22 protein-coding genes are annotated in these 22,752 nt (G+C 38.4%); 2 read left to right on the top strand and 20 right to left on the bottom strand.

The features are described from left to right. Positions 1-139: 139 nt before the first annotated feature. From I573_RS08110 to I573_RS08015, 20 genes are all read right to left on the bottom strand, one after another. Positions 140-1,156 (bottom strand): lysylphosphatidylglycerol synthase transmembrane domain-containing protein, encoded by a 1,017-nt coding sequence (locus I573_RS08110; RefSeq protein ID WP_016185501.1) that lies wholly within the window; start codon positions 1,154-1,156, stop codon positions 140-142. Further along, on the bottom strand, positions 1,153-1,416 hold the full coding sequence (locus tag I573_RS08105; protein ID WP_016185502.1) for a DUF1294 domain-containing protein: 264 nt from the start codon (positions 1,414-1,416) through the stop codon (positions 1,153-1,155). Before I573_RS08105 ends, I573_RS08110 begins: the two co-directional genes overlap by 4 nt. Next, a complete protein-coding gene (locus I573_RS08100; protein WP_016185503.1) occupies positions 1,413-2,321 on the bottom strand; it encodes a diacylglycerol/lipid kinase family protein in 909 nt (302 codons plus the stop codon). The genes I573_RS08105 and I573_RS08100 overlap by 4 nt, the downstream gene beginning before the upstream one ends. A gap of 71 nt (positions 2,322-2,392) precedes the next feature. After that, positions 2,393-3,622 carry a peptidase T gene (pepT, locus tag I573_RS08095; protein WP_016185504.1) on the bottom strand — a complete coding sequence of 410 codons (1,230 nt, stop codon included), beginning with the start codon at positions 3,620-3,622 and terminating at the stop codon, positions 2,393-2,395. 27 nt (positions 3,623-3,649) lie between these two features. After that, complete coding sequence (locus I573_RS08090; RefSeq protein ID WP_016185505.1) at positions 3,650-4,675, bottom strand: Nif3-like dinuclear metal center hexameric protein; 1,026 nt, start codon at positions 4,673-4,675, stop codon at positions 3,650-3,652. Further along, positions 4,666-5,376 carry a tRNA (adenine(22)-N(1))-methyltransferase gene (locus I573_RS08085; RefSeq protein ID WP_016185506.1) on the bottom strand — a complete coding sequence of 237 codons (711 nt, stop codon included), beginning with the start codon at positions 5,374-5,376 and terminating at the stop codon, positions 4,666-4,668. The genes I573_RS08090 and I573_RS08085 overlap by 10 nt, the downstream gene beginning before the upstream one ends. Positions 5,377-5,399: 23 nt before the next feature. Beyond that, entirely contained in the window at positions 5,400-6,332 is a 933-nt protein-coding gene (dnaI, locus tag I573_RS08080) for a primosomal protein DnaI (protein ID WP_016185507.1), read from the bottom strand. Continuing rightward, the gene (locus I573_RS08075) at positions 6,332-7,711 is read right to left on the bottom strand and encodes a DnaD domain protein (RefSeq protein ID WP_016185508.1); all 1,380 of its coding nucleotides are present in this window, start codon (positions 7,709-7,711) and stop codon (positions 6,332-6,334) included. Before I573_RS08075 ends, dnaI begins: the two co-directional genes overlap by 1 nt. A 17-nt stretch (positions 7,712-7,728) precedes the next feature. Beyond that, positions 7,729-8,196, bottom strand: a complete 468-nt coding sequence (gene nrdR, locus I573_RS08070) for a transcriptional regulator NrdR (protein WP_016185509.1) — start codon at positions 8,194-8,196, stop codon at positions 7,729-7,731. Positions 8,197-8,311: 115 nt separating this feature from the next. After that, the gene (coaE, locus tag I573_RS08065; RefSeq protein WP_016185510.1) at positions 8,312-8,923 is read right to left on the bottom strand and encodes a dephospho-CoA kinase; all 612 of its coding nucleotides are present in this window, start codon (positions 8,921-8,923) and stop codon (positions 8,312-8,314) included. Continuing rightward, positions 8,923-9,759, bottom strand: coding sequence for a DNA-formamidopyrimidine glycosylase (mutM, locus tag I573_RS08060; RefSeq protein WP_016185511.1), 837 nt, complete (start codon positions 9,757-9,759; stop codon positions 8,923-8,925). Before mutM ends, coaE begins: the two co-directional genes overlap by 1 nt. Before the next feature lie 9 nt (positions 9,760-9,768). Then, positions 9,769-12,411, bottom strand: coding sequence for a DNA polymerase I (gene polA, locus I573_RS08055; protein ID WP_016185512.1), 2,643 nt, complete (start codon positions 12,409-12,411; stop codon positions 9,769-9,771). A gap of 100 nt (positions 12,412-12,511) precedes the next feature. Continuing rightward, positions 12,512-13,189: a Bax inhibitor-1/YccA family protein gene (locus I573_RS08050; protein ID WP_016185513.1), complete on the bottom strand. Its 678-nt coding sequence runs from the start codon at positions 13,187-13,189 to the stop codon at positions 12,512-12,514. Next, on the bottom strand, positions 13,182-13,649 hold the full coding sequence (locus I573_RS08045; RefSeq protein ID WP_016185514.1) for a MaoC family dehydratase: 468 nt from the start codon (positions 13,647-13,649) through the stop codon (positions 13,182-13,184). Before I573_RS08045 ends, I573_RS08050 begins: the two co-directional genes overlap by 8 nt. Positions 13,650-13,772: 123 nt before the next feature. Continuing rightward, a complete protein-coding gene (gene murC / locus I573_RS08040) occupies positions 13,773-15,107 on the bottom strand; it encodes a UDP-N-acetylmuramate--L-alanine ligase (protein ID WP_016185515.1) in 1,335 nt (444 codons plus the stop codon). Between the two features lie 108 nt (positions 15,108-15,215). Next, entirely contained in the window at positions 15,216-17,402 is a 2,187-nt protein-coding gene (locus tag I573_RS08035) for a Tex family protein (protein WP_016185516.1), read from the bottom strand. Positions 17,403-17,417: 15 nt separating this feature from the next. Beyond that, a complete protein-coding gene (locus I573_RS08030) occupies positions 17,418-18,152 on the bottom strand; it encodes a metallophosphoesterase family protein (protein WP_016185517.1) in 735 nt (244 codons plus the stop codon). Positions 18,153-18,223: 71 nt separating this feature from the next. Continuing rightward, entirely contained in the window at positions 18,224-19,066 is an 843-nt protein-coding gene (locus tag I573_RS08025; RefSeq protein WP_016185518.1) for a glucosaminidase domain-containing protein, read from the bottom strand. A gap of 176 nt (positions 19,067-19,242) precedes the next feature. After that, complete coding sequence (gene tkt, locus I573_RS08020) at positions 19,243-21,237, bottom strand: transketolase (RefSeq protein ID WP_016185519.1); 1,995 nt, start codon at positions 21,235-21,237, stop codon at positions 19,243-19,245. A gap of 116 nt (positions 21,238-21,353) precedes the next feature. Then, positions 21,354-21,596 (bottom strand): DUF896 family protein, encoded by a 243-nt coding sequence (locus tag I573_RS08015; RefSeq protein ID WP_016185520.1) that lies wholly within the window; start codon positions 21,594-21,596, stop codon positions 21,354-21,356. A 144-nt stretch (positions 21,597-21,740) separates the two neighbouring features. On the opposite strand from I573_RS08015, the gene lexA reads away from it, so the two are divergent. Beyond that, positions 21,741-22,364 (top strand): transcriptional repressor LexA, encoded by a 624-nt coding sequence (lexA, locus tag I573_RS08010; protein WP_016185521.1) that lies wholly within the window; start codon positions 21,741-21,743, stop codon positions 22,362-22,364. A gap of 179 nt (positions 22,365-22,543) precedes the next feature. Next, on the top strand, positions 22,544-22,747 hold the full coding sequence (locus I573_RS08005) for a hypothetical protein (protein ID WP_016185522.1): 204 nt from the start codon (positions 22,544-22,546) through the stop codon (positions 22,745-22,747). Positions 22,748-22,752 lie beyond the last annotated feature (5 nt).

The raw sequence follows: 22,752 nt of genomic DNA, 5'->3' as shown, positions 1-22,752 counted from the left end.
AATTGGTCAGTAAAGGTCAAACGAGTATCTGATCTTCTCTCTACAATTTTACATTTTCTTAAGAAAATAACCATAACCTAGTCTTACGAAATGCTTTCACTTTTAAAAGCCCTCTACAAACTCGATAGAGGGCTTTTAATTATTCATTTCGCATGGTCTGAAATTCTTTTGTTAACGTTTGTTTTTTATCCCAAAACACGTAACCTGCTCCTAATAAAAAAGGGAGAACGTATGTCGCAAAGCGATATAAAACAAGTGAAGAAGCGGTCGCTACTGTACCTAGTAGTGGTTGAAACATAAATAAATAAACAAATTCAAATGAACCAATTCCTGCCGGAGCGGGTAAAACACCCGCTAATACAACTGAAAAAGCAATCGCTGCAACTGCATAAGAATAAGTAAGATCGCTTGGATTAAACACTAAATAGATAGCTGGAATAATATACCAACACGATAATTTAAGTACACTGATCAACAACAGTTGAGCAAATACGCGTGGCTTTAATAATAAATCTTTAATCGTTTGACGCAGCGCATCGACTTGATCATTAAACTCATTGATTTTTTTGATCCATTTTGGCTTTTTAATGAGTGTTTTAACGAGTGTCGTATTAAAGTGTTGAATACGTACGCTAAATGTTAATGCCAGTAAAATCCCGACAATACCGCACGTCACGACACATCCTAGTAAAACAAACCAAAATGCTTTTTGGTTGCTTTGATATAAAGTCGGTCCAAAAAAGAGCAAAGCGAGTAAAGCATAGACGACTAGTGTCACTTTATACAGCATCAAACGAAACATCGCGAGACCAACACTTTCTGAATAGGCAATCGTTTTTTTGTGATAAAATGCAACTTCCGAAATAAACGTTCCCGCACCAAATGTAACCACTCGATAAAAGGCCACATAGATACTTGTACATACTCCATTCCAAAATGAAAAGTCTGGACGCTGAACAATTCGTTTAATCAAATAGCCTTCGATGAGTTGGTACCCTGTTCCGAAAAGAAGCAAGGCAAGCACTAAAAAAAGAGTTGTGTGAAGTAATTCTGTTACGATCGATGCAAAGGATTGACGTACTAAAAAAAATAAAATTCCAATAATTAGACATAAAAATACAAGATTTGCGCCTAGCTTTAGCCTGTTTTTTTTCATTGGTACTCCTTTCTGATCCAATAAAGTCCTAGGATCACAAGAACCCCAAATATATAACTGACAAAAAAGCGTGGCTTTTTCGTCTTATGATGAAATACCGTTTGGCCGACTAAACCACCTAGACCGCCACCGAACAGTCCAATAAGGAGTAAAGTGCGTTCACGTATACGAAATTTGTGTTTTTTGGCTTGTGCTTTATCATATCCCATGAGGAAAAATAACCAAAGATTCAGCACAAGTAAATAACTAGTCAATATCATAGTGAAGACTCTTGTTTGACGAGTACTTGCATGCCTTGTTTAACGACATGTAACGTCACGGGTAGATCATCTGTAGGATCACCATCGGTACGTGTCCGGACTTGTTTTTTCGTAGAAGTAATCGTCACATGATCCGTTGAAAAATACTCAACAGATTCGATTTCAGATAATTTCCCTAAAATAATTTTTGGCAATAATCGTAAAGTCTGATAAAAATTTAGCCGATCTAAAATCGTAATGTGCATCTGACCGTCGTCAGGTGAAGCTGATTCATCAAAATGAACATAGCCTCCTGCAGAATTCGTCATTGTAATCGTCACAAGCGATGATTTTCCACTCCATTTTTTTTCTTTTGAGTCAAATACTAGTGGATAGCGTTTCTTTTTGCGTAACAGTTTAAAAAATCGCTTCATAAATGCCAATGGCCCATACGTCTGTTTTTCTTTTTGGCTTACGCGCGCTGCTGTATCGGCAAGTAATCCGATCGTTAAAGTTGAAATAATCACGTCTTTATCATTGATCACACCATAATCGACGCCTTTTGGACGACCCTGTGCGATCACTTCAAAAGCAGCTTCTTGTTTTAGAGGCAAGTTTAAGGAGCGAGCGAAGTTATTCACCGTACCTCCTGGAATAATGCCAATCGTGTAGTTGTCCATCTCTTGTCTAAATGTATTGACCAAATGATGAATCGTGCCATCGCCTCCAATAAATACTAAGCGTGAAATGGCATGTTCGTGCGCAAATTGACGTAAAGTATCGGCTTTTGTTTCTGCGTTGGATACATGTGTCCACACGTCCCATTCAGGTTGTTCTGTTTTTAGATAGGTACAAAGTTTTGTTGCGATTGTCTCCCCTTCATTACTGCCTGAGGAATCATTGTATAAAATTAGTACATTTTCCATAATCGTAACTTCCTTTAGATCTTATTTAGAAAAAAAGAAGAAACCATCAACTCAGTTTCTTCTTTTTTTGCTTATTTTGCGTTATTTTCGATAATTTTAACAATCACGTCTGTTGCTTTTTCCATACTTTCGACAGCCACGAACTCGAATCGCCCGTGCATATTTTCACCACCAGCAAAAATATTAGGTGTTGGGATTCCAAGATATGAAATTTTAGAACCATCTGTTCCCCCACGTACAGGTTCAATAATTGGCTCGATGCCAAGTTGGATCATTGCTTCTTTTGCAAGAGTGACGATCGACATGTCTTTTTCAATGATTTCTTTCATATTGTAATATTGATCAAACACATTCACGATGACACGTTCTTGGTCAAAACGTTGGTTTAATTTTTCTTTGATCCGCAGCATCATTTCTTTACGTTCTTCAAAACGTTCACGATCATGGTCACGAATGATATAACTTAATTTTGCCTCTTCAGTTGTTCCTTCAAAGGCCATTAAATGATAAAACCCTTGCGCGCCATCTGTTTTTTCAGGGACTTCGTCTAGAGGTAATTCGTTATGGTAATCGATTCCTACTTGTAATGCATTGATCATCGTGTCTTTTGCAGTACCTGGGTGTACATTTTTTCCTAAGATCGTCACGTCTGCTTGTGCAGCATTAAATGTTTCATACTGCAATTCGCCAACAGGTCCACCGTCCATCGTATAAGCAAAATCTACCGCAAAATCAGTCACATCAAATTTATCGGCACCGACACCAATTTCTTCATCGGGACCAAAAGCGACTTTTACATCTCCATGCTCGATTTCAGGATGAGCAAGCAAATATTCCATTGCCGTCATGATTTCTGCGATTCCAGATTTATCATCTGATCCAAGTAATGTAGAACCGTCTGTTGTGATCAACGTTTGCCCCTTATAATTGGCTAAATTAGGAAAGTCTTTAACGTTTAACGTATATTTTCCTTCTGCGTCTAGTGCAATTGTAGATTGACCGTCATAGTTTTCTACAAATTGAGGAGTAACGTTTACCGCATTAAAATCAGCAGTATCCATATGGGCGATGAATCCAATTGAACGCACGTTTTTTGCTGTATTTGCAGGTAATGTCGCAATCACAAATCCATTTTTTTCGTTATAATGAACATCTGACATACCTAATGTCTCTAACTCTTGTTTTAACTCTTTTGCAAATGCAATTTGAGTCGGTGTTGAAGGAGTTGTCGTACTTTTTGCGTCAGAACGTGTTTCTGTCTTCACGTAGCGGATAAATCGTGGAACTAAATTTTCATACATATAAAAACGCCTACCTTTTGGTTAATATTAGTTAAAATAAAATGGATTCGTATTGGTAGTGGACCCGATAATCTCAAGATCCCATCCTTCTACTTGCTTCCACTCTACCATTTTCTCTACAAATGTCAAAATACATCGCTCTTCAATATGATGACCAGGATCGATTGCGGCTAGTCCATGCGCTTGCATATCGTGAGCCGTATGGTAGTAGATATCTCCTGTAATATAGACATCCGCTTTTGCTGCTACAGCTTTAGGGTATAAACTCCCACCGCTTCCGCCGCATATCGCAACAGTTTCAATCATCCGTTCTGGACACACAGGGACGATACGTAAGCCATCTAGATCAAAAGCTTCTTTGACTTGTGTTGAAAATTCAGTGAGTGTTTTGGGTGTCGCTAACGTTCCCACACGACCGATCCCAAAAGTTACCTCATCCGTACTTTCCTTGATATCCACTTGCTCACTACAAATCTCTTCTTTAACTAACCAGTTCACGATTGTCGATACTTGGTTGGTTAAGACTAAAAGAGTCATAAAATGTTCGTCTTGACTGATCTGAATTTTTCCAGCAAGATCATAAAAACGTGTCGTTAGCTTAGCGATTAGGTGAGCTTGTTGCACAATTGGAATGTGACATGTAATCAATGAGCGAGAAAGACGATGCGTTTCAGTCAAATATCTAGTATTTAAAATCTCCAGATCCTCACAAAACCAATCATTTAATCCATCGTCGATGATGTCCATATTGGTATGGGCTGCATAGACTGCAATATCATGCTTGGCTAAATCTAAATACATTTTTGTTTGCGGATCATCTGCTGTTAAGGTTTGAATGGCACGAAAAATAGGTGGATGTTTTGCGATCACTAGATCAACTTTTTTTGCGATCGCTTCAGCTACGACTTCTGGCCGTACATCAAGCGTCATCATCACCCGTTTGATTTCTTTATGTAACGTTCCGATCTGTAACCCAACTGGATCTCGTTCTTCTGCTAACCATTGAGGACAATATTCTTCAAATCGTTGCATGAACGTTGTGCCTAAGACCATCTCGTCAACTCCTCTTGAATCCATTCTAATTCTTGTTTTGTAGCATCATACTTGCTTTGATTTAGCACACTGGCTTGTTGAAGCTGTGTTAAGACATATTGGCGCTGTGTTGCTTCACGTTCCCATTTTCGACACAGAATCTCACTTGGATGTTGACGTAAAATAGGCCCAAACAACAACTCTTGTTGCGTATAGGACATGACTTCTTTGACTGGTTGTGCAACAATAATCTCATATATTTTTTGATTTTCTTCCAAAATCGTTTCGTCTATGATCTCGTATCGATTTTGCATCAACCACTCTCTAAGGGATCTTTCTCCGATGTTTGGTTGTAAAATCAAGCGTTCTTGGTGCGACAAGCGATTTTTTTGTTTTCCATTTTCTAAAATCGAGCGAATCAACGTACCGCCCATTCCGGCAATCGTAATGGCCTCGATAGTATCTGCCAAAGTAATGGCTTCTAATCCATCGGCTAAACGCACATCGATTTGATGCGACAGTCCATTTTTTTGTACTTGTCGCTTTGCTGATTGATATGGCCCTTTCACGACTTCACCAGCGATGGCATACGTGATTTGATGTTGCAACATCAATGCAACTGGTAAATAAGCATGATCCGAGCCTATATCGGCTAAGCGTGCGTTTTGGGGAACAAATTTTCCAACTTGTTCTAATCGTTTTGATAATAGGTGTTCATTCACTGACACTTCACTCCTAAATTTTCCTACTGTTCGCCTAAACGACGATTTGGTCCCGTGACTTCGATTTCTTTTACTAAATAACGGATCCGTTCCATGATTCGTTTTGATTTTAAGGGTTCAACATCGCCACGCTGTGAAACAGTGAGATGGGCTTCTAATTCTTCAACAGAAAAATTAGACGAAAAGAATGTTGGCAGTTGTTCTTGCATTCGGTGCTGTAAGATAATCCCAAAGACCTCATCACGAATCCAACTACTCATCGAATCTGCGCCAATATCATCAATCATAAGAATGGGCGTTCGTTTCACTGCGTCTAGTTTTTCGCCAACTTGATCTTTTCCAATTGCTTGCTTCATATCTGATGCAAACGTCGGGAAATGCACGAGCGTGGTCTGCTTTCCAGCTTCTGCTAATTCACGTGCGATCGCGCCTAATAAATACGTTTTCCCTACACCAAAAGGACCAACAAGATATAATCCTTTATGAAAGGCTTTCGGATCAGCCAGATACGATTCAATAAAATCGACTGCACCTAACCAAGCTTGACTTCTACCAGTAGTTCGCTCATAGTGTTCGATCGAAGCGTCTTGGATGTCTTTTGGCATGTGCAAGGTATGGATTCTCGCTTTTACTTCTTGCTGATGTTCTTTTTCTAGTAGAGCTGTCGTCGGCACATACGTTACATCGATAAAATGAAAATTCATCGTTAATTTAGGTTCATACCCGGGTGCGATCATATTTTTATCATCAGTCAAAAATTTTTGTTTTTCTTGTACAAACTCATATAATTTGGCAAAACTTTTTTGAATATCTTGTTGCGTCAGTTCTTGTTGATGATCCTCAAGAAATTGTTTGACTTCTTCATTTTGTAAGACTTCTTGCATCATCTCTTGATAGCGCGCACGATAATTGTTTTGATCCATCTTACGTTGCATACTTTTCCCTAAATCTTCCATTATGTTTCACCTTCTTTACGTTTAAGATAGGCAGCAAGACGCGCATCTAATTCTTCTTGCTGAGCTGTCGTCGTTTCCGTCTGTTTTTTAGGGGATGTTTTTTCTTTTTCTTGCTGTTCAAGCCATTTAGGAACGACTTCCGTTTTTGTTGGCTTCGCATACCGTGAAGGCGTATTTTCTCGAGCTTCCTTGGCTAATTTACTTTCTTTATCTAATTTCCGTACCAGTTGGACCGCTTCTTCTGGACGTTTAACTTCTTTTTCTGACCAATCCGCAGCTAATTTTTCAACTAATTTTTGAGGTAATGTACTATTGTTTTTCACAACCAAGACATAATGCAATAAAATATTGATGACACTATTGTTTAGCCTGCTTCGTTCAACCAATTCTCGAACTAACCATTCTTCCAGTTTTGAAATATAACTTTTCTTTTCACGTTTGATAGCAGAAAAGTAATCATATGGAGGATAGGCTTCGCTTTCTTGTATGACTAAGATATCCGTATCAGAAAAACCAGATTGTTTTAACGCTTCGATTCGTTTTGCCTCGTCTAGTGGTTGGTTTTGTTTAGATTTATCTATTTTTTGTGTTTGTGCATTACGTGCTTGAATAACTTTTTTTAATTCATTTATCTTCACCATGCCATCGCTTAACGAAACGATTTGAGTCATAAATTCGACCAATTCTAACTCATCATAGCCATATAACTGATGTAACAAGGCCAATTGTTGGTTAAATTCAGGTGTAAAATTCTCTTTTGAAATTTGCTTTTTATGCGCATGAAAGGCTAAAAAAGCAAAATCTAAGGTCTGATCTACCGTTAATTTTGTTTTTTCAGATGGAAAATGAGTTGAAATCGTCTCAAATTTTTCCATATTTTGACCATACCGTGTCAGATCAAAGCGGTAGATATCTGCGAATTTTTGTGTAATTTCAGTAAACCCATCCCAATGAATGGTTTTAGGGGTATACCGTGTCAATAGCTCTTGGAAACGACGTTCACCAATAACACTCTCCAATAAAAAACTATAGGTGGTATCAGAAAAAAAGTGTTCTGGTGTTAAGGGCAACCGTAACTCATAGCCATAAACTAAACCAAATGCGTCTGTTTCTTTTTCAAATACCGCCAACAGTCCGATACCTTCTAATTTTTTACGTGCATCCAGTAATTTTGTCAGTCCAATCGGTAATAAGTGCAGTAAATCTAAATGAGTGTGCTCCTTACTGGTTTGGCCATCCCCTAGAAAAATAAAATACAAGGCCAATGCATCAGCACCGATAATCGGTTGATATAAGGTGACCAATGCTTCTTTTTCAACAGAGGTCAACGTACGTGCGTATCTGACTTGATACAGTGTATTTGGGGCAATTGATGCCATATCACTACTCCTATTCCTTAAGACTGATGATTTGCTTTATCAACGATGTCTTGTAACTCTTTTAAAAAGACAGACATGTCTTTAAATTGACGATACACACTAGCAAATCGAATATAGGAGATCTCGTCTAATTTAACCAGATCCTCCATGACAAATTCACCGATTTGAGTGGTAGAGACTTCTTTTTCACCTAATTGACGAACTCTCGATTCGACTCGACTGACGATTTCTTCCATTTGTTCCATCGCAACTGGACGTTTTTCAGCGGAACGAATCAATCCTCTTAATATTTTTTCGCGATTAAATTCTTCACGATCGCCATTTTTTTTGATCACAAGAAGTGGTGTCTCTTCGATTCGTTCAAAGGTTGTGAATCGAAATCCACAATGTTCACATTCACGACGGCGACGAATCGCGCGGCCATCATCTGCTTGGCGACTATCGATTACTTTTGAATTTTGATGTTGACATTTCGGACAGTGCATTCTTCTCACCTCGCATTTACAATATGTATCTGAAATAGTGGCTTTATTATAACATGAAATCATTTCTGACTCCCACTATTCAAAATAAAAAACTCTAGTCAGACTAGAGTTTTCTTTAATTTTTTTTGATTAAATCAGATAACTGAAGCATTAGCGCATCCAATTGTCGATATGTTTGTTCGATTGTGCCATTATTGTCAATGACAAAGTCTGCACGCGCACGTTTTACATCTAACGGCCACTGGCTGTGAATTCGTGCTAAAGCGTCCGTTTGACTGAGTTGGTTTCGCTTCATCAAACGTTCAACTTGTGTGGTTTCAGATACCCATACCACTAAAACTTTAGACATATAAGTTTCATAGCCGGATTCATATAGCAACGGAATATCTACTAGAATCAGTGGTGTTTGCTGTTCTTGATATCGCTTGATCTGTGCTAAGATTTCCTTTCGGATGATTGGGCCTAGTATCGCATTCATTTGTTGTCGTTTTATCGAATCAGAAAATACTAAATCGCCTAAAAACGCACGATTTAACTGTCCTGTTTCAAGTAAGATCTCCGGACCGAACGTCTCACATAATGTAAGCAATCCTTCTTGTTCTGGTTCAACCACTTGGCGTGCGATGAGATCTCCGTCGATTACTGGAATCGTTTGGTTAGCTAAATAGCTAACGACTGTTGATTTTCCACAAGCGATGCCACCGGTAATGCCTAAGACCACTGTCATCAAATTCCTTCTTTCTTAACTTGACATTGCGGACACAAATGGGTTCCGCGTTGTGCGACTTTACATTTTATGATCGTTGTTCCACAGCGGACACAAGGTTTTCCTTGTTGCCCGTAAACATAAAGCGAAGTTTGAAAAGTCCCAGCTTCTCCTAAAGCATTTTGATACGTTCGAATCGTGGTACCTCCAGCTTCGACTGCGGCGCTTAATACATGGATGATCGCTTCATGTAAAGTGCTGACTTCTTCTGGTGTTAGCGTTGCCCCACTTGTTTCAGGATGGATTTTTGCACGCCACAATGCTTCATCGACATAAATATTCCCAAGGCCGGTTACAATCGTTTGATCAAGTAAGGCCGGCTTGATGGCTTTGTTTACTTTTTTTAAACGGGTGGCAAATGCAGTAAGTGAAAAATCGGGTAGTACAGGCTCAGGTCCTAATTTTTGGATTCCTTTATACCATTTCGCTTCTCCTTTAGGCAATAAGGCCATCCGCCCAAATTTACGTACGTCTTGATAATGCAACTGACTGTGGTCATTAAATGTAAAGACGACATGCGTATGCTTATTTGGCGCAGTCATTTCAGAAAAGTAATCGTATTTTCCTTCCATTCGTAAATGAGACACCATTTCAAAACTATCGAAAATAAATACTAAATATTTTCCACGGCGATGAACATCTAAAATCGTTTCACCTATTAAATCGGCTTTAAACTCTGGGATATCTGGTCGTTCAATAATTTTAGGCCAATATACATCAACATGTTCGATCGTCTTTTGTTTGACTAATTGAATCAACCCGCGACGAACGGTTTCAACTTCTGGTAATTCTGGCATAAACTCTCCTCACTTTGCGTCGTACCATGTATTTCCCCAACTACTATCGCTAACTAACGGGACAGCTAAAGAAACAGCATGATTCATGACTTCTTTGACTAATGCATCTAAACGCAATACTTCTTGTTCTGGAACTTCAAATACAAGTTCATCATGGACTTGTAACAGCATCGTAGCTTCTAATTTTTCTTCTTTTAATCGTTTGGCCAATTGAATCATCGCAATTTTTAAAATATCTGCTGCACTTCCTTGAATCGGTGTATTAATTGCAGTCCGTTCTGCAAATGAGCGAATATTATAGTTTCGTGATGCCAAATCTGGTAAATAGCGACGGCGATGATACAGTGTTTCGACAAACCCTTGTTGTTTGGCTTTTGTTACGATTTCTTCCATATACGTCTTCACACCAGGATAACGTTCAAAATACGTATCAATATAATTTTGAGCAGCTTTTCTTGTGATCCCTAGATTCTGTGAGAGTCCATAATCGGAAATACCATAAACGATCCCAAAGTTTACAGCTTTCGCATCGCGCCGCATATTGCTGGTTACTTCAGACTCGCTTACTCCAAATACGCGCATGGCGGTACTCGTATGAATATCTTGCTTGTCGATAAACGCTTGTTGTAAATGCTCATCGTGAGACATATCGGCTAGTACACGTAATTCAATTTGAGAGTAATCGGAAGAATAAATGACCCAGTCTTTTTGTCTTGGGACAAATGCTTGACGGATTTTACGTCCTTCTTCCAAACGAATCGGAATATTTTGCAAATTAGGATCAACCGAGCTTAATCGTCCAGTTTGTGTCAGAGTTTGAATGTAACGTGTATGGACTTTTCCATCTTGTTGAATCATGCGAAGTAGTCCTTCTACATATGTTGATTGAATTTTGGCGATCTGACGATAAATCAAAATATCGTCTACAATCGGGGCTTGTTCTCGTAGTTGTTCCAATACATCGACAGCTGTTGAATACCCTGTTTTGGTTTTTTTTATGACAGGTAACTCCATTTTTTCAAATAAAATCACACCTAATTGTTTTGGTGAGTTTAAATTGAAGCGTTCTCCAGCTTGTTCGAAGATCTTTTCTTCGATGGCATGTAAACGTTCTGCAAATTCCGTACGCATATCGATTAAACGAGAGGTATCGACAGAGATCCCTGTCATCTCCATTTCGGCTAAAATAAACGCTAACGGTAACTCGATCGTTTGAAACAATTCAAGTTGATTCTTAGCATGTAGTTCTTCGAGTAAATTCGGTTGCAAATATTCGATAGTTTGAACTTTACGTGCTAAATGAGCATAAAAAGCTTCTAGATCTTCTGGTAAGCCTTTTTTCGCTCCTTTTCCGTAGACTTGTTCATCTGTTTGAACTTGATGATAGCCATAATGTGAAGCGATTGTCGCGATATCATTGGATGAATCGTTTGTATCGAGTAAATATGCTGCAAGCAATAAATCAAACCGAATCCCATTTACTTGTTGGTCATAGCGCGTTAAGGCAACTGTTGTTCGTTTGGCATCAAATACTCGTTTTTCGATTTTATCATCGGCTAACCAAGCTTTAAAGTAAGGATTGTCAAAAATACTTACTTGATCTGTGACATACGTTTTTTCTTGGCAACTCCAAGCGACCCCTACGATATCGCTGGTATGATAGTTGTCTTCTAACATTTCCACATAAAGTGCCCCTTTGTCGCCAAACATTTCTGCAGTCGCTTCTTCAACATACTCAAATAAAATATCGTCCATTTTTTTGATATCATCAGGAACAGCGAGTTTTTCTAAGAAAGATTGAAAATTCATTTCTTGATAGAACGCAATCAAGGCATCAAAATCTTTACCCGTATAAATTAGATCTTCGATTGAAACCGCAACAGGCGCATCCGTATCGATCGTAGCTAAACGTTTGGATAAGAGTGCTTGTTCATGATCTGCAATCAGATTTTCCTTCATTTTGCTTTTTTTCAATTCATCAAGGTGATCATAGATTCCTTCCACACTTCCAAATTGCGTTAATAATTTAATCGCAGTTTTCTCACCAATTTTGGTGACACCAGGAATATTATCTGAAGCATCGCCAGCTAATCCTTTCATATCGATGATTTGATTTGGCGTTAGTCCGTTATATTTCTCCGCAATAAACGCAGGTGTGTACGATTCGATTTCGCTGACACCTTTTACAGTGATGTCGACTCGTATATGATCACTTGCCAGTTGCGTCAAGTCACGATCACCTGTGAGCACGACTACATCAAATTCGTTAGGATCGACTGATTTCGCTAACGTGCCGATAATATCATCTGCTTCATAATTAGATAACTCATAATGTTTTACACCTAATGCTGCAATCAATTCACGTAGGTAGGGCATTTGTTCTTTGAACTCGCTTGGCGTTTTTGCTCGCCCACCTTTATACTCTTCATACCATTCATTACGAAAAGTCGTTTTCCCAGCATCAAAGGCAACTAAGACGTGTGTTGGTTGTTCTTTATCCATTACGTTCGTAAACATATTATGAAACGCATAGAGCGCATTGGTATGTAATCCATTACTATTTTTGAAGCGTTCTAGTGATTGATGTAACGCAAAGAACGCTCGAAAGGCTACGCTGTTGCCATCAACTAGTAATAATTTATTTTTTGTCATGTGCTCTCTCCTTCAAGTCTTCTATCTGGTCTATTTTAGCAAAAAAATCGTTCGATTGCGATGAATTCGCCATAAAAAAAAGAAGCGCGTACGCTTCTTTTTAATCTCGTGAAAAAATTTGTAATAAAGATAAAAATAGATTGATGAAATCTAAGTAAAGTTGTAAGGCCATAAATGCAGCTAATCCAGTTAGATCTTGTCCATTAGCAGCATAGTATAATTTACGGATTTGTTGATTGTCGTAAGCTGTAAGTCCCATAAAGATCACAACAGTCACATAGGATAAGAAATATGTGATTGCAGGGCTTCCTACAAACAGATTAATCAGTGTCGCGATGATTACACCAATTAATAACCCGATCCCAATTTGACCAATTTTACTTAAATCACGCTTGGTCATGATCCCGTAAGCCGACATCGCAAAAAATGTAGCCGCTGCTGTCACAAAGGCGATTGTCACATTCGATGCTGTAAACATCATCAGTGTTACAGAAAGTGTAATCCCATTTAATAAAGAGTAGACGATAAAACCAGCTAAGGTTAAGGCAGGATTTTTGGCAGCTTTCGCACTCATTACGACAACTAAAACCAATTCGATCAACCAAATCCCCGTAATCCCTAATGGAAAGTTACGGACAAATTGCATCATTTGTTCTTGAAATACATTAATCGATAAATACGCAGCTAATGCGCTAATACTCAATCCCATTGCGAAAAAGCCGTAAACTTTTCCATAAAAACGATTTAAACCCGTTGTTTCTGTATACGTATTATTCATGTATATCCTCGCTTTCTTGTGTAAGAAGTGGTGGCTGAACCATCACTACGGCATCTAGTACTCGATCTTTTTCTGCATTGATCGCTTCAACAGAAATCGTCACCACATCTTTCATTTTATCGACTTTGATGACTTCAAAATCAAAGGTTAAGGTTTCATAGTGATACACAGGTTCAATAAAATTGACCGAAAAATTGACAACATGAGAGCCTGCTCCAGGTAAATGCTTTGATACAGCACTTGTAATAATCCCCATAAGCATAATCGAGGGAACGATTGGACGTTCATACGACGTTTTTTGTGCATAATCATGCTGGATATATAAAGGATTTGCATCATTTGTTAGTCCTAAATATAATAATAATTGATTGTCTTCAATCGATTCTGTTAAAGATAACGAATCACCTTCTTCGATTTCATCAATCGTCTTTCCAATTTTTCTCGGTTTCCCTATATTCAAAACATACTCCTCCAACTTCTATTTTTCTTAATTTTATCAAAACCCACAAAAAGTGCAAGTTCGATCGCTTATAAAAAAGAAAAAACAAAGATTTTATCTAAATCAGATAAAATCTTTGTTTAGTTATAACACACTACGCGTTGTTTTGCTTAAGAGTTCTTCATAAGCATGTTCAAATTTTTGAACATCACCTGCACCCATAAAAATAATCACCGCATCTTCATAGTTTAACAAAGGCGAAACATTTTCTTCCGTGATCACTTGACCACCTTTAGTAATTTTATCTCCTAAGTCTTCGATCTTCACTTCACCTTGTGTCTCACGAGCAGATCCAAAGATATCACATAAGTATACGTGGTCGGCTAAATCCAATGCCTCAGCAAATTCATCCATCAATGCAATGGTCCGAGTAAATGTATGTGGTTGGAACACTGCGATAATTTCTTTATCTGGATATTTTTGACGCGCGCCATCAATTGTTGCAATAATTTCAGCTGGATGATGTGCATAATCGTCAACGATCGTCATATCGGCTACTTTCTTTTCTGTAAAGCGACGTTTTACACCTGCAAAACTCAACAGTTCTTTTGCTACTAAGTTCATATCTAGTTTTTCTAGATAGGCTGCAGCAATCACACCTAAAGCATTATTGATATTGTGAGCACCGAATGCTGGAATCACAAAATGTCCAATGAATGTGTCATTAAAAAAGACATCAAATTCGGAACCAGTCGTCGTACGCTCGATGTTTTTTGCTTGAATATCGTCATCATCATTTAACCCATAATAATAAATCGGAACATCTGCTTCTAATTTTCTTAAATACGCGTCATCACCATAAGCGAGAATCGCTTTTTTAACTTGACTAGCCATTGTTTGGAAAGCAGAAAACACATCATCGATACTCTTATAGTAATCTGGATGATCGAAATCGATATTGGTCATAATGGCGTAGTCTGGTGAATACGCTAAAAAGTGGCGGCGATATTCGCACGCTTCAAATGCAAAAAATTCAGCATCCGGTTGTCCATGACCCGTACCATCTCCAATTAAATAACTCGTTGGTTTGATGCCGGTGAATACATGTGCCAACATCCCGGTAGTGCTTGTTTTTCCGTGTGCGCCAGTGACTGCAATACTTGTAAAATTTTGAATAAATTGTCCGATGAAATCATGATAACGGACAATTTCCAAGCCTAATTCTTTTGCTTGTACCAGTTCTTCGTGTGTATCTGGAAAGGCATTTCCTGCAATTACAGTCATATTGGGTTGGATATTTTCTTTATTAAAGACCATTAATGGAATATTTGCTTTCTCTAAATCGCGTTGTGTGAAAAAATAAGTGGCTACGTCTGAACCTTGTACGTGATAGCCTTTTTCATGTAGAACTAAAGCCAAAGAGCTCATACCAGAACCTTTGATTCCTACAAAATGATACAATGAGTCTTGTTCTTTCATGGTTCATTTCCTCTTTTCTACCTATCATTCAATTGATTCTAAAACTTTTCGAACCGTTGCCTATTATCTTACAATCCCTCCAAAATAGCAATTAGTTTTTCTTGTTTCTTATGAGTTTTTGGCTTTTGTAGCAAAATGTTTTGGATCGATCATCGTTAAACTAACGCGTTGTCTAGCTAAATCGATCGCCTCGACCCATACTGTAACAATATCACCTACAGATACTAAAGTGGTCGCATTTTTTACAAATTTTGTACTCATTTTTGAAACATGAACTAGCCCGTCTTGTTTTAATCCAATATCCACAAATGCGCCAAAGTCGACTACATTTCGTACGGTTCCTGTTAACTGCATTCCATCAGAGACATCTTTGATGGTCAATACATCTTGCCTTAGAATTGGTTTTGGCATTTTTTCACGAATATCTGCACGTGGATGAAGCAATTGCGTATAAAGATCATGTAGTGTCAACGCAGATAATATCGTACTTTGATCGATCGCTTGTAAAACCTCTTGTTCAGATAAAAGAGAATGGACTGGTTTTTCTCCTAAATTACGCTTATCCAGACGCAATACAGATAAAATTTCTTCTGCCAATGGATAACTTTCTGGATGGATCGCAGTCTGATCTAATGGTTCAAGACTATCAAAAATACGCAAAAAGCCAATCGCTTGCTCAAATGCTTTTGGTCCTAAACGCGGTACTTTTTCTAACTCTTTACGCTGTTTAAAAGGACCATTTTCCATTCGATAGGCGACAATATTTTCTGCAGTAGTTTTCGTCAACCCTGCAATATGAACCAACAATTCTGCACTTGCTGTATTCACATCCACTCCTACTTGGTTTACTACGGTTTCGACCACAAATTCCAATTCTGATTTTAATTTCGTCTGAGAAACATCGTGTTGATACTGTCCAACTCCAACAGATTGAGGATCGATTTTTACAAGTTCTGCTAATGGATCTTGCAAGCGTCGTGCGATACTGATGGCGCTTCGTTTTTCTACGGTCAAGTCAGGAAATTCTTTTCTTGCTACGTCACTTGCTGAATAAATCGACGCTCCTGCTTCACTCACGATGGTAAAATAAATCGTTCGATCACACTCGTTTACACAATCGGCGACAAACTGCTCCGATTCACGACTGGCCGTTCCATTTCCAATGGCGACCATGTTCACGTTATAACGCATAAGTAAGTCTTTAAATACTTGTTTACTTTGTTTTCGTTGAGCTTCAGAAGCAGGTGGATGCGGATAAATGACATCGATATGCAAGACAGATCCCGTTTGATCGATGATAGCTAATTTACATCCTGTGCGATAGGCTGGATCTAAACCTAAAATGATTTGATTTTTTAATGGCGATTGCAATAATAAGTTGCGTAAATTTTCGCCAAAGATATGAATGGCTTGTGCATCGGCTTTTTCAGTTAACTCGTTACGAATTTCTCGTTCAATTGCTGGGAAAATCGCTTTTTTATACGCTTGATCAACACTTTGATACAGAATTTCTTTTGCAATCGTAGTCGTTGGACAACAATTTCGATATAAAAACTCTTTAATCTTTGTATCGTCTACTAGTAATTTTACACTTAAAATCCCTGCTTTTTCCCCACGATTCATAGCTAATACTCGGTGTGGCACAATCGTGGTGAGTTTCTCTTCGTATTCATAATACATACGGTAAGTTTCTTCTTCATCTTCTGCTTGTTTTTTTAATTTCGTTGCCAATTTGCCAAAACGCCATATATGCTCTCTAATCCATTTTTTTAGATGGATTTTTTCATTTATCGATTCTGCGATAATATCTTGTGCACCTTGAAGAGCATCTTCGGGCGTCAATACTTGTTCATTGCAATAGTGTGCGGATTGTTTTAAAAGGTCTCCGGTTTTAGGATAGGTTTGGATCCATTGAGCCAACGGCAATAACCCATTTTCTTTGGCGATCATCGCTTTTGTGCGTCGTTTTTGTTTATATGGCTGATAAAGCTCTTCTAAACGGTTTAGCTGTGTTGTTTCTTCGATCGCTTTTTGCAAACTTGGTGTCAACTTTTCTAGTTCCATTATTCGATGAAGAATATCTGTTTTTCGTTTTGCTAGTGCGAGCGTATGCGTAGCAGTGTCTGAAATCTCTTTGATTGCCACCTCATCTAACGCTTGCGTTTGCTCTTTGCGATAACGTGCGATAAATGGGATCGTATTCCCTGCTTCAAGTAAGTCGATCACTGCATGAATTTGTTTAGTCTGATAGTGTGGTAAAGCGTCCTGTATTTGTTTTCGTATAGTATTGTCCATGTTTCTCCTTCTTTCCTAACGTTCGCCTGTCCAAATATTTGTATAATTGGGATAGCTTATATCTTGAAGTAATGTTGTTCGATCAAAAATCACACCATGTAATACACCACCATATGTTGCCCCGCTGTCGATCCCAATTTTATGATCGTGTTGCCACAAAGCTGTCGATTCATTGTCACCAGCTAAAACTTGCGTGATCGTATGTCCAAAAACAATTGTTTTTCCCGTTTGATTTGGCAAGTGATGAAACGGTTCACGAATCCATAAAAAATCATGTGATGTCGTATTTCTCCAATCTGACAAGGCTAAATTGACTCCAGCATGAACGCATAAATAGTCGTTCCATTCATAAACATACGGTAATGCTTCCAAAAACGCAATAAGTTCTTTTTCTCTTGAGCGAATCATCATCGCCATTTCAGTAGGCGAATATTCTGCTGTTGCGCCTTGATGCAATAATCCTTCGATCGTGGCTTGTCCACCATTTAAAAGATAGCGTTCAAATACATCTTCTGGATCAGCTAAAAAACGTAATAGATAATCTTCATGATTGCCTTTTAAATAAATCGCTTGATCTGTCTCTACAAGTTGTTTCGCTTGACGCATACAAGCTACACTTTTAGGTCCACGATCAATCAAATCCCCAATAAAGACAAGTTGATGGACCACTGGGTCATAGTCTTTCAATAGATTCATCATCAAGTCATATTGTCCATGAACATCTCCAATTACAAATAAATAAGGTTTCATCTTATGCTCCTTCTTTCTTTACGAAAAAAGAGATAACCAGGATTGGATATCTCTTTTTTTGATCTATTTAATTATAGTGTTAATTGTTGTCCAACTACGATCAGATTTCCAGAAATATTGTTTTTAGCAATCAAATCATCTAAAGATACGTTATATTTTTGGGCAATTGACCATAAGCTATCCCCTTCGACGACAGTATATGTTGTACCTGATGTGGTTTGGACTGCTGCTTGAGCGGATTGTGTAGCAGTTTCTTCAACTACTGGTGTCGCTTCAACATATGAACTACCAGTATCGTATTGTGTCAATTGATAGTTTTGGATCAACCAATTTAATTTTTGTCCATAAGTAGGATCTGTCGCATAACGACCAGTTAAAGCTGCCGTAGCTTCATAATAACTTGGTGCATTGCGCTTAAATGAACCTGCATATCGAGGTTGTCCTGTCATTGCACCTTGTGACACTAAGACATTCGCATGATCCACTAATGACTCATAATAAGAATTGTATTGTCTAAAAGGTTCGCTCATCGTCACCCATTGACCATTTAAATACTCTTGTGTGGATAACCAAACTGATGGCCCACCGTGATATTCTTTAACACCAAATAAATTGTAATAAGGTGCGCTAGAAAGAGTAGAGCCCCCATTACCACTTTCTAATAACGCTTGTGCGATCATGACAGAGGCATATAAATCATATTGATCGGCGATTTGTGAAGCAGATGGTCCAATTTGATTAATTAATTGTTGCGCTTGGCTGTATCCGACTTCATCAGCTGAAACTTGTTGAGATACATCCACGACCATTGGTGTCACCATCATCGCGGCTCCGGCAAGCGGAAGCGCCATAGTAAGTGGTCGACGTGGCGTCGCTTGTTTTTGGTGTCGTTGACTTCTTGTTTTCTGCGTCATAAATTCCTCCTAATTTTCCCATTAACCTTACTATATTATACGATTATCTTCACTAAAAAATCAAATTGTTCATAAAAGCATCACGAGCATTTTCATAAAAAACGATAAAAAAACTCCGTTTAGCCGCGTCAGACCAACAGAGTTTTTTTATCGTACCTTAGATTAAAATTTAATGACTATAATGTTTCAAATGTTTCAACAACATTTGCTACCGTGAAGCCAAATTCTTCCAAGACGGTTGTTCCTGGAGCTGAAGCCCCAAAATGATCGATGGCAATCACTTTACCATGACATTTAGTATAACGATCCCATCCAAATGGTGATCCAGCTTCGATTGCCACACGTTTTTTCACTTGTTTTGGCAATACACTTTGTTTGTATTCTGGACTTTGTTTTTCAAATAATTCCATACTTGGCATTGAGACAACAGACACATCGATTCCTTTTTCTTTTAAAGCTTGTTGCGCTTCATAAGCTAAATACACTTCAGAACCTGTCGCAATCAAGATACCTTCTGGTGTTTCACCGTTTTGAGGAGAGACCACATACGCTCCTTTTTTCACGTTTTCATCTGCATCTGTAACAGTATTTGGCAATACAGGTAGATTTTGACGGCTTAATACCAATACGGTTGGTGTTGTTTTGGATTCCATGGCGATTTTCCATGCTGCGCGTGTTTCATTTCCATCAGCCGGGCGAATCACATGTAAGTTTGGCATTGAACGTAAACTTGATAATTGTTCTACAGGTTCGTGGGTTGGGCCATCTTCACCTACAGCAACTGAATCATGTGTTAACACATAAGTTACTGGTACGCCTTGAATAGCAGATAGACGTACTGCTGGACGTAAGTAATCTACGAATACAAAGAATGTTCCGCCGTATACTTGTGTTCCACCATGTAATTGGATTCCGTTCATTGCAGCAGCCATCGCAAATTCACGTACACCATACCAAATATTACGACCAGCATAATTTTCTGGTTCGAAATCAGATTCTGCTGCAACCATTGTATTGTTTGAGCTTGAAAGATCCGCTGAACCACCCCAGAAACTTGGAACGGCTTTTGAGATTGCTTGGATCATTTCTTTACTTGATACACGGCTTGCTTGGCTTGATCCTTCTTCATAACGTGGCATTTCTTGGTCCCAATTTTCAGGTAACTCGCCAGCAAAAGCGGCTTTGAATTGTGCTGCTAGTTCTGGATAAGCTGTTTCATAATCTGCAAATAAAACATTCCACGCTGCTTCTGCTTTGGCACCACGATCATTGATCGCTTCTTTAAAACGTGCTTTTGCTTCTTCAGGAACTGTAAACTCTGGGTAATCCCATCCATATGCTGCTTTGGCTGCTTGTACCCCTTCAAGACCTAAAGGAGCTCCGTGAACGCCAGAAGTCCCTTGTTTTGGAGCACCAAATCCAATAATTGTTTTAATTTCAATCAAGGTTGGTTTTCCAGTTTCTGCTTTAGCTTCTTCAATTGCACGACTAATCGCTTCTAGGTCATTGCCTTCTTTGACCAAAATATGTTGCCAGCCATATGCTTCAAAGCGTTGACCTACATTTTCCGTAAATGATTTATTTGTTGGACCATCTAGTGAAATATCATTTGAATCGTATAGTACGATCAATTTATCTAATTTTAAATGACCTGCCATTGAAGCTGCTTCTTGTGAAACACCTTCCATCAAGTCCCCATCACCACATAGTGCATATGTGTAATGATCAATGACATTATAATTTGGTTTGTTGTATGTTGCGGCTAAATGCGCTTCGGCCATTGCCATCCCAACTGCCATTGCCACACCTTGTCCTAATGGGCCAGTTGTCGCTTCGACACCGTCAGTATGATTGACTTCAGGATGTCCTGGTGTTTTACTTTCCCATTGACGGAAGCTTTTTAGATCTTCTGTCGTCACGTTGTATCCTGCAGTGTGAAGCAAGCTGTATAATAATGCTGATCCATGTCCTGCTGATAAAACGAAACGATCACGGTCAACCCAATTACGAGAAGTAGCCGGATTGATTTTTAAATGTTTTGTCCATAATGCGTAAGCCATTGGTGCAGCTCCCATTGGTAATCCTGGATGCCCTGAGTTGGCTTTTTGTACTGCATCGATACTTAATGTACGTAATGTATCGACACCTAATTGATCAATTTTATCAAACAAATGTAACGCCTCCGTTTTTTGGTTTTTTTTACTATTAATATACTTCTCTATTATAAAAGAAAAAAACAAGGAACGCAATCTTTGTTCCTCAAAGATTACATTCCTTATCTTAATTTTTATCCGCGATCGTGCAATCCTTTTTGACGTTGAATTTCTTTTAATTTATCTGGTGTAACGTCATTTCCTTCTGGATCCACAACTTTCATCCCTTCAATGTGGTGTCTCATCCCACCACGAAAGGCTTCAAGATACTCTTCACGCAGTAATTTTTGTTCTGCAAGTTCGCCTTCACTTAAGCCACTTGCTTTCTTTTTCCGTGCTAATTCATTGATTCTTGCCATCTTTTGTTCTGATAACATATCGATTCCTCCAGTGCTTTTTCTTCATAGTAATAGATTATGCTTAAAAAGACAACTATCAGATCGGTCACATACGAACATTTGTTTGAATTCAATGTAAACGTATGATAAAATTAAATTAGAATTCGAAAGAAGGTGTAAACGTTGGCTAGACGTACAGAAAGTCGTCAATTAGAAGTATTAAAATTTATACATACAAAAGTAGTAGAAAAAGGATATCCACCCACTGTTCGTGAGATCGGAGCAGCTGTGCAACTTTCTTCTACCTCTACTGTTCACGGGCATTTAGCTCGTTTAGAAAAGAAGGGATATATTCAACGTGATCCAACGAAACCGCGAGCCATCGAATTAACGACCAAAGGATTAGAAGTACTCGATATTGCCCCTACTCAAATTCCACTACTAGGTGTGGTAACAGCTGGTGAACCGATTTTAGCAGTCGAGGATGCTTCAGATTTTTTCCCTCTACCACCTGATTTTTTACATGAACAAAGTCAATTGTTTATGCTAACGATTCGTGGTGAAAGTATGATCAATGCGGGAATTTTAGATGGCGATCAAGTGATTATTCGTAAACAAGATATCGCTCAAAACGGAGATATCGTGATTGCAATGACTGATGAAAATGAAGCGACCTGTAAAACGTTCTATAAAGAAAGTGATCATATTCGACTACAACCCGAAAATGATTTTTTAGCCCCTATTTTACTTGATTCCGTGCGTATCTTAGGTAAAGTAGTCGGCTTGTACCGACATTTAGATAATTAATAGGAAGATTCTCTAGTTTTTCCACTAGAGAATCTTTTTCTTTATGTTTTTTTAAATTCCATCGTGAATGCGATAATAGTTAGACGTATTTTTTCGTCGATTCCTCTTTACAAAACGAACAAATGTTTGTATACTAATAAAGCAAACGTTTGTTCGTATAATGATTAGGAGTGAAGAAAATGGAAGCCATTCGTCGCTATGGATTTATTTTAGTCGTGTTGTTAGTCGGTATGTTGCTTGGTCGTGCAGGTACGTTGATTTCGTTTTTAATTTTTTGTCCGTTAGGAATTATGTGGTTGGTTGCATGGGACGATAAGCGCTACCGTTTACACTATCAAAAAAAGAATGCGCGCTTTTCTTCTTATACCAAACGATCGGAATAAAAAAA

It is taken from the genome of Enterococcus sulfureus ATCC 49903 (assembly GCF_000407605.1).
Classification (GTDB): domain Bacteria; phylum Bacillota; class Bacilli; order Lactobacillales; family Enterococcaceae; genus Enterococcus_G; species Enterococcus_G sulfureus.
Note: the sequence above shows the minus strand (reverse complement) of the source record. Positions and strands in the feature narration are given on the sequence as shown.

Coding starts and splice junctions, on each gene's coding strand:
- I573_RS08100 (WP_016185503.1), bottom strand. CDS start 2,321: ATGGAAAATGTACTAATTTTATACAATGATTCCTCAGGCAGTAATGAA.
- I573_RS08035 (WP_016185516.1), bottom strand. CDS start 17,402: ATGGACAATACTATACGAAAACAAATACAGGACGCTTTACCACACTAT.
- pepT (WP_016185504.1), bottom strand. CDS start 3,622: ATGTATGAAAATTTAGTTCCACGATTTATCCGCTACGTGAAGACAGAA.
- I573_RS08110 (WP_016185501.1), bottom strand. CDS start 1,156: ATGAAAAAAAACAGGCTAAAGCTAGGCGCAAATCTTGTATTTTTATGT.
- I573_RS08030 (WP_016185517.1), bottom strand. CDS start 18,152: ATGAAACCTTATTTATTTGTAATTGGAGATGTTCATGGACAATATGAC.
- I573_RS08025 (WP_016185518.1), bottom strand. CDS start 19,066: ATGACGCAGAAAACAAGAAGTCAACGACACCAAAAACAAGCGACGCCA.
- murC (WP_016185515.1), bottom strand. CDS start 15,107: ATGAAAGAACAAGACTCATTGTATCATTTTGTAGGAATCAAAGGTTCT.
- I573_RS08015 (WP_016185520.1), bottom strand. CDS start 21,596: ATGTTATCAGAACAAAAGATGGCAAGAATCAATGAATTAGCACGGAAA.
- polA (WP_016185512.1), bottom strand. CDS start 12,411: ATGACAAAAAATAAATTATTACTAGTTGATGGCAACAGCGTAGCCTTT.
- I573_RS08005 (WP_016185522.1), top strand. CDS start 22,544: ATGGAAGCCATTCGTCGCTATGGATTTATTTTAGTCGTGTTGTTAGTC.
- dnaI (WP_016185507.1), bottom strand. CDS start 6,332: ATGGAAGATTTAGGGAAAAGTATGCAACGTAAGATGGATCAAAACAAT.
- nrdR (WP_016185509.1), bottom strand. CDS start 8,196: ATGCACTGTCCGAAATGTCAACATCAAAATTCAAAAGTAATCGATAGT.
- I573_RS08105 (WP_016185502.1), bottom strand. CDS start 1,416: ATGATATTGACTAGTTATTTACTTGTGCTGAATCTTTGGTTATTTTTC.
- I573_RS08050 (WP_016185513.1), bottom strand. CDS start 13,189: ATGAATAATACGTATACAGAAACAACGGGTTTAAATCGTTTTTATGGA.
- mutM (WP_016185511.1), bottom strand. CDS start 9,759: ATGCCAGAATTACCAGAAGTTGAAACCGTTCGTCGCGGGTTGATTCAA.
- I573_RS08090 (WP_016185505.1), bottom strand. CDS start 4,675: ATGGTCTTAGGCACAACGTTCATGCAACGATTTGAAGAATATTGTCCT.
- coaE (WP_016185510.1), bottom strand. CDS start 8,923: ATGACAGTGGTCTTAGGCATTACCGGTGGCATCGCTTGTGGAAAATCA.
- I573_RS08075 (WP_016185508.1), bottom strand. CDS start 7,711: ATGGCATCAATTGCCCCAAATACACTGTATCAAGTCAGATACGCACGT.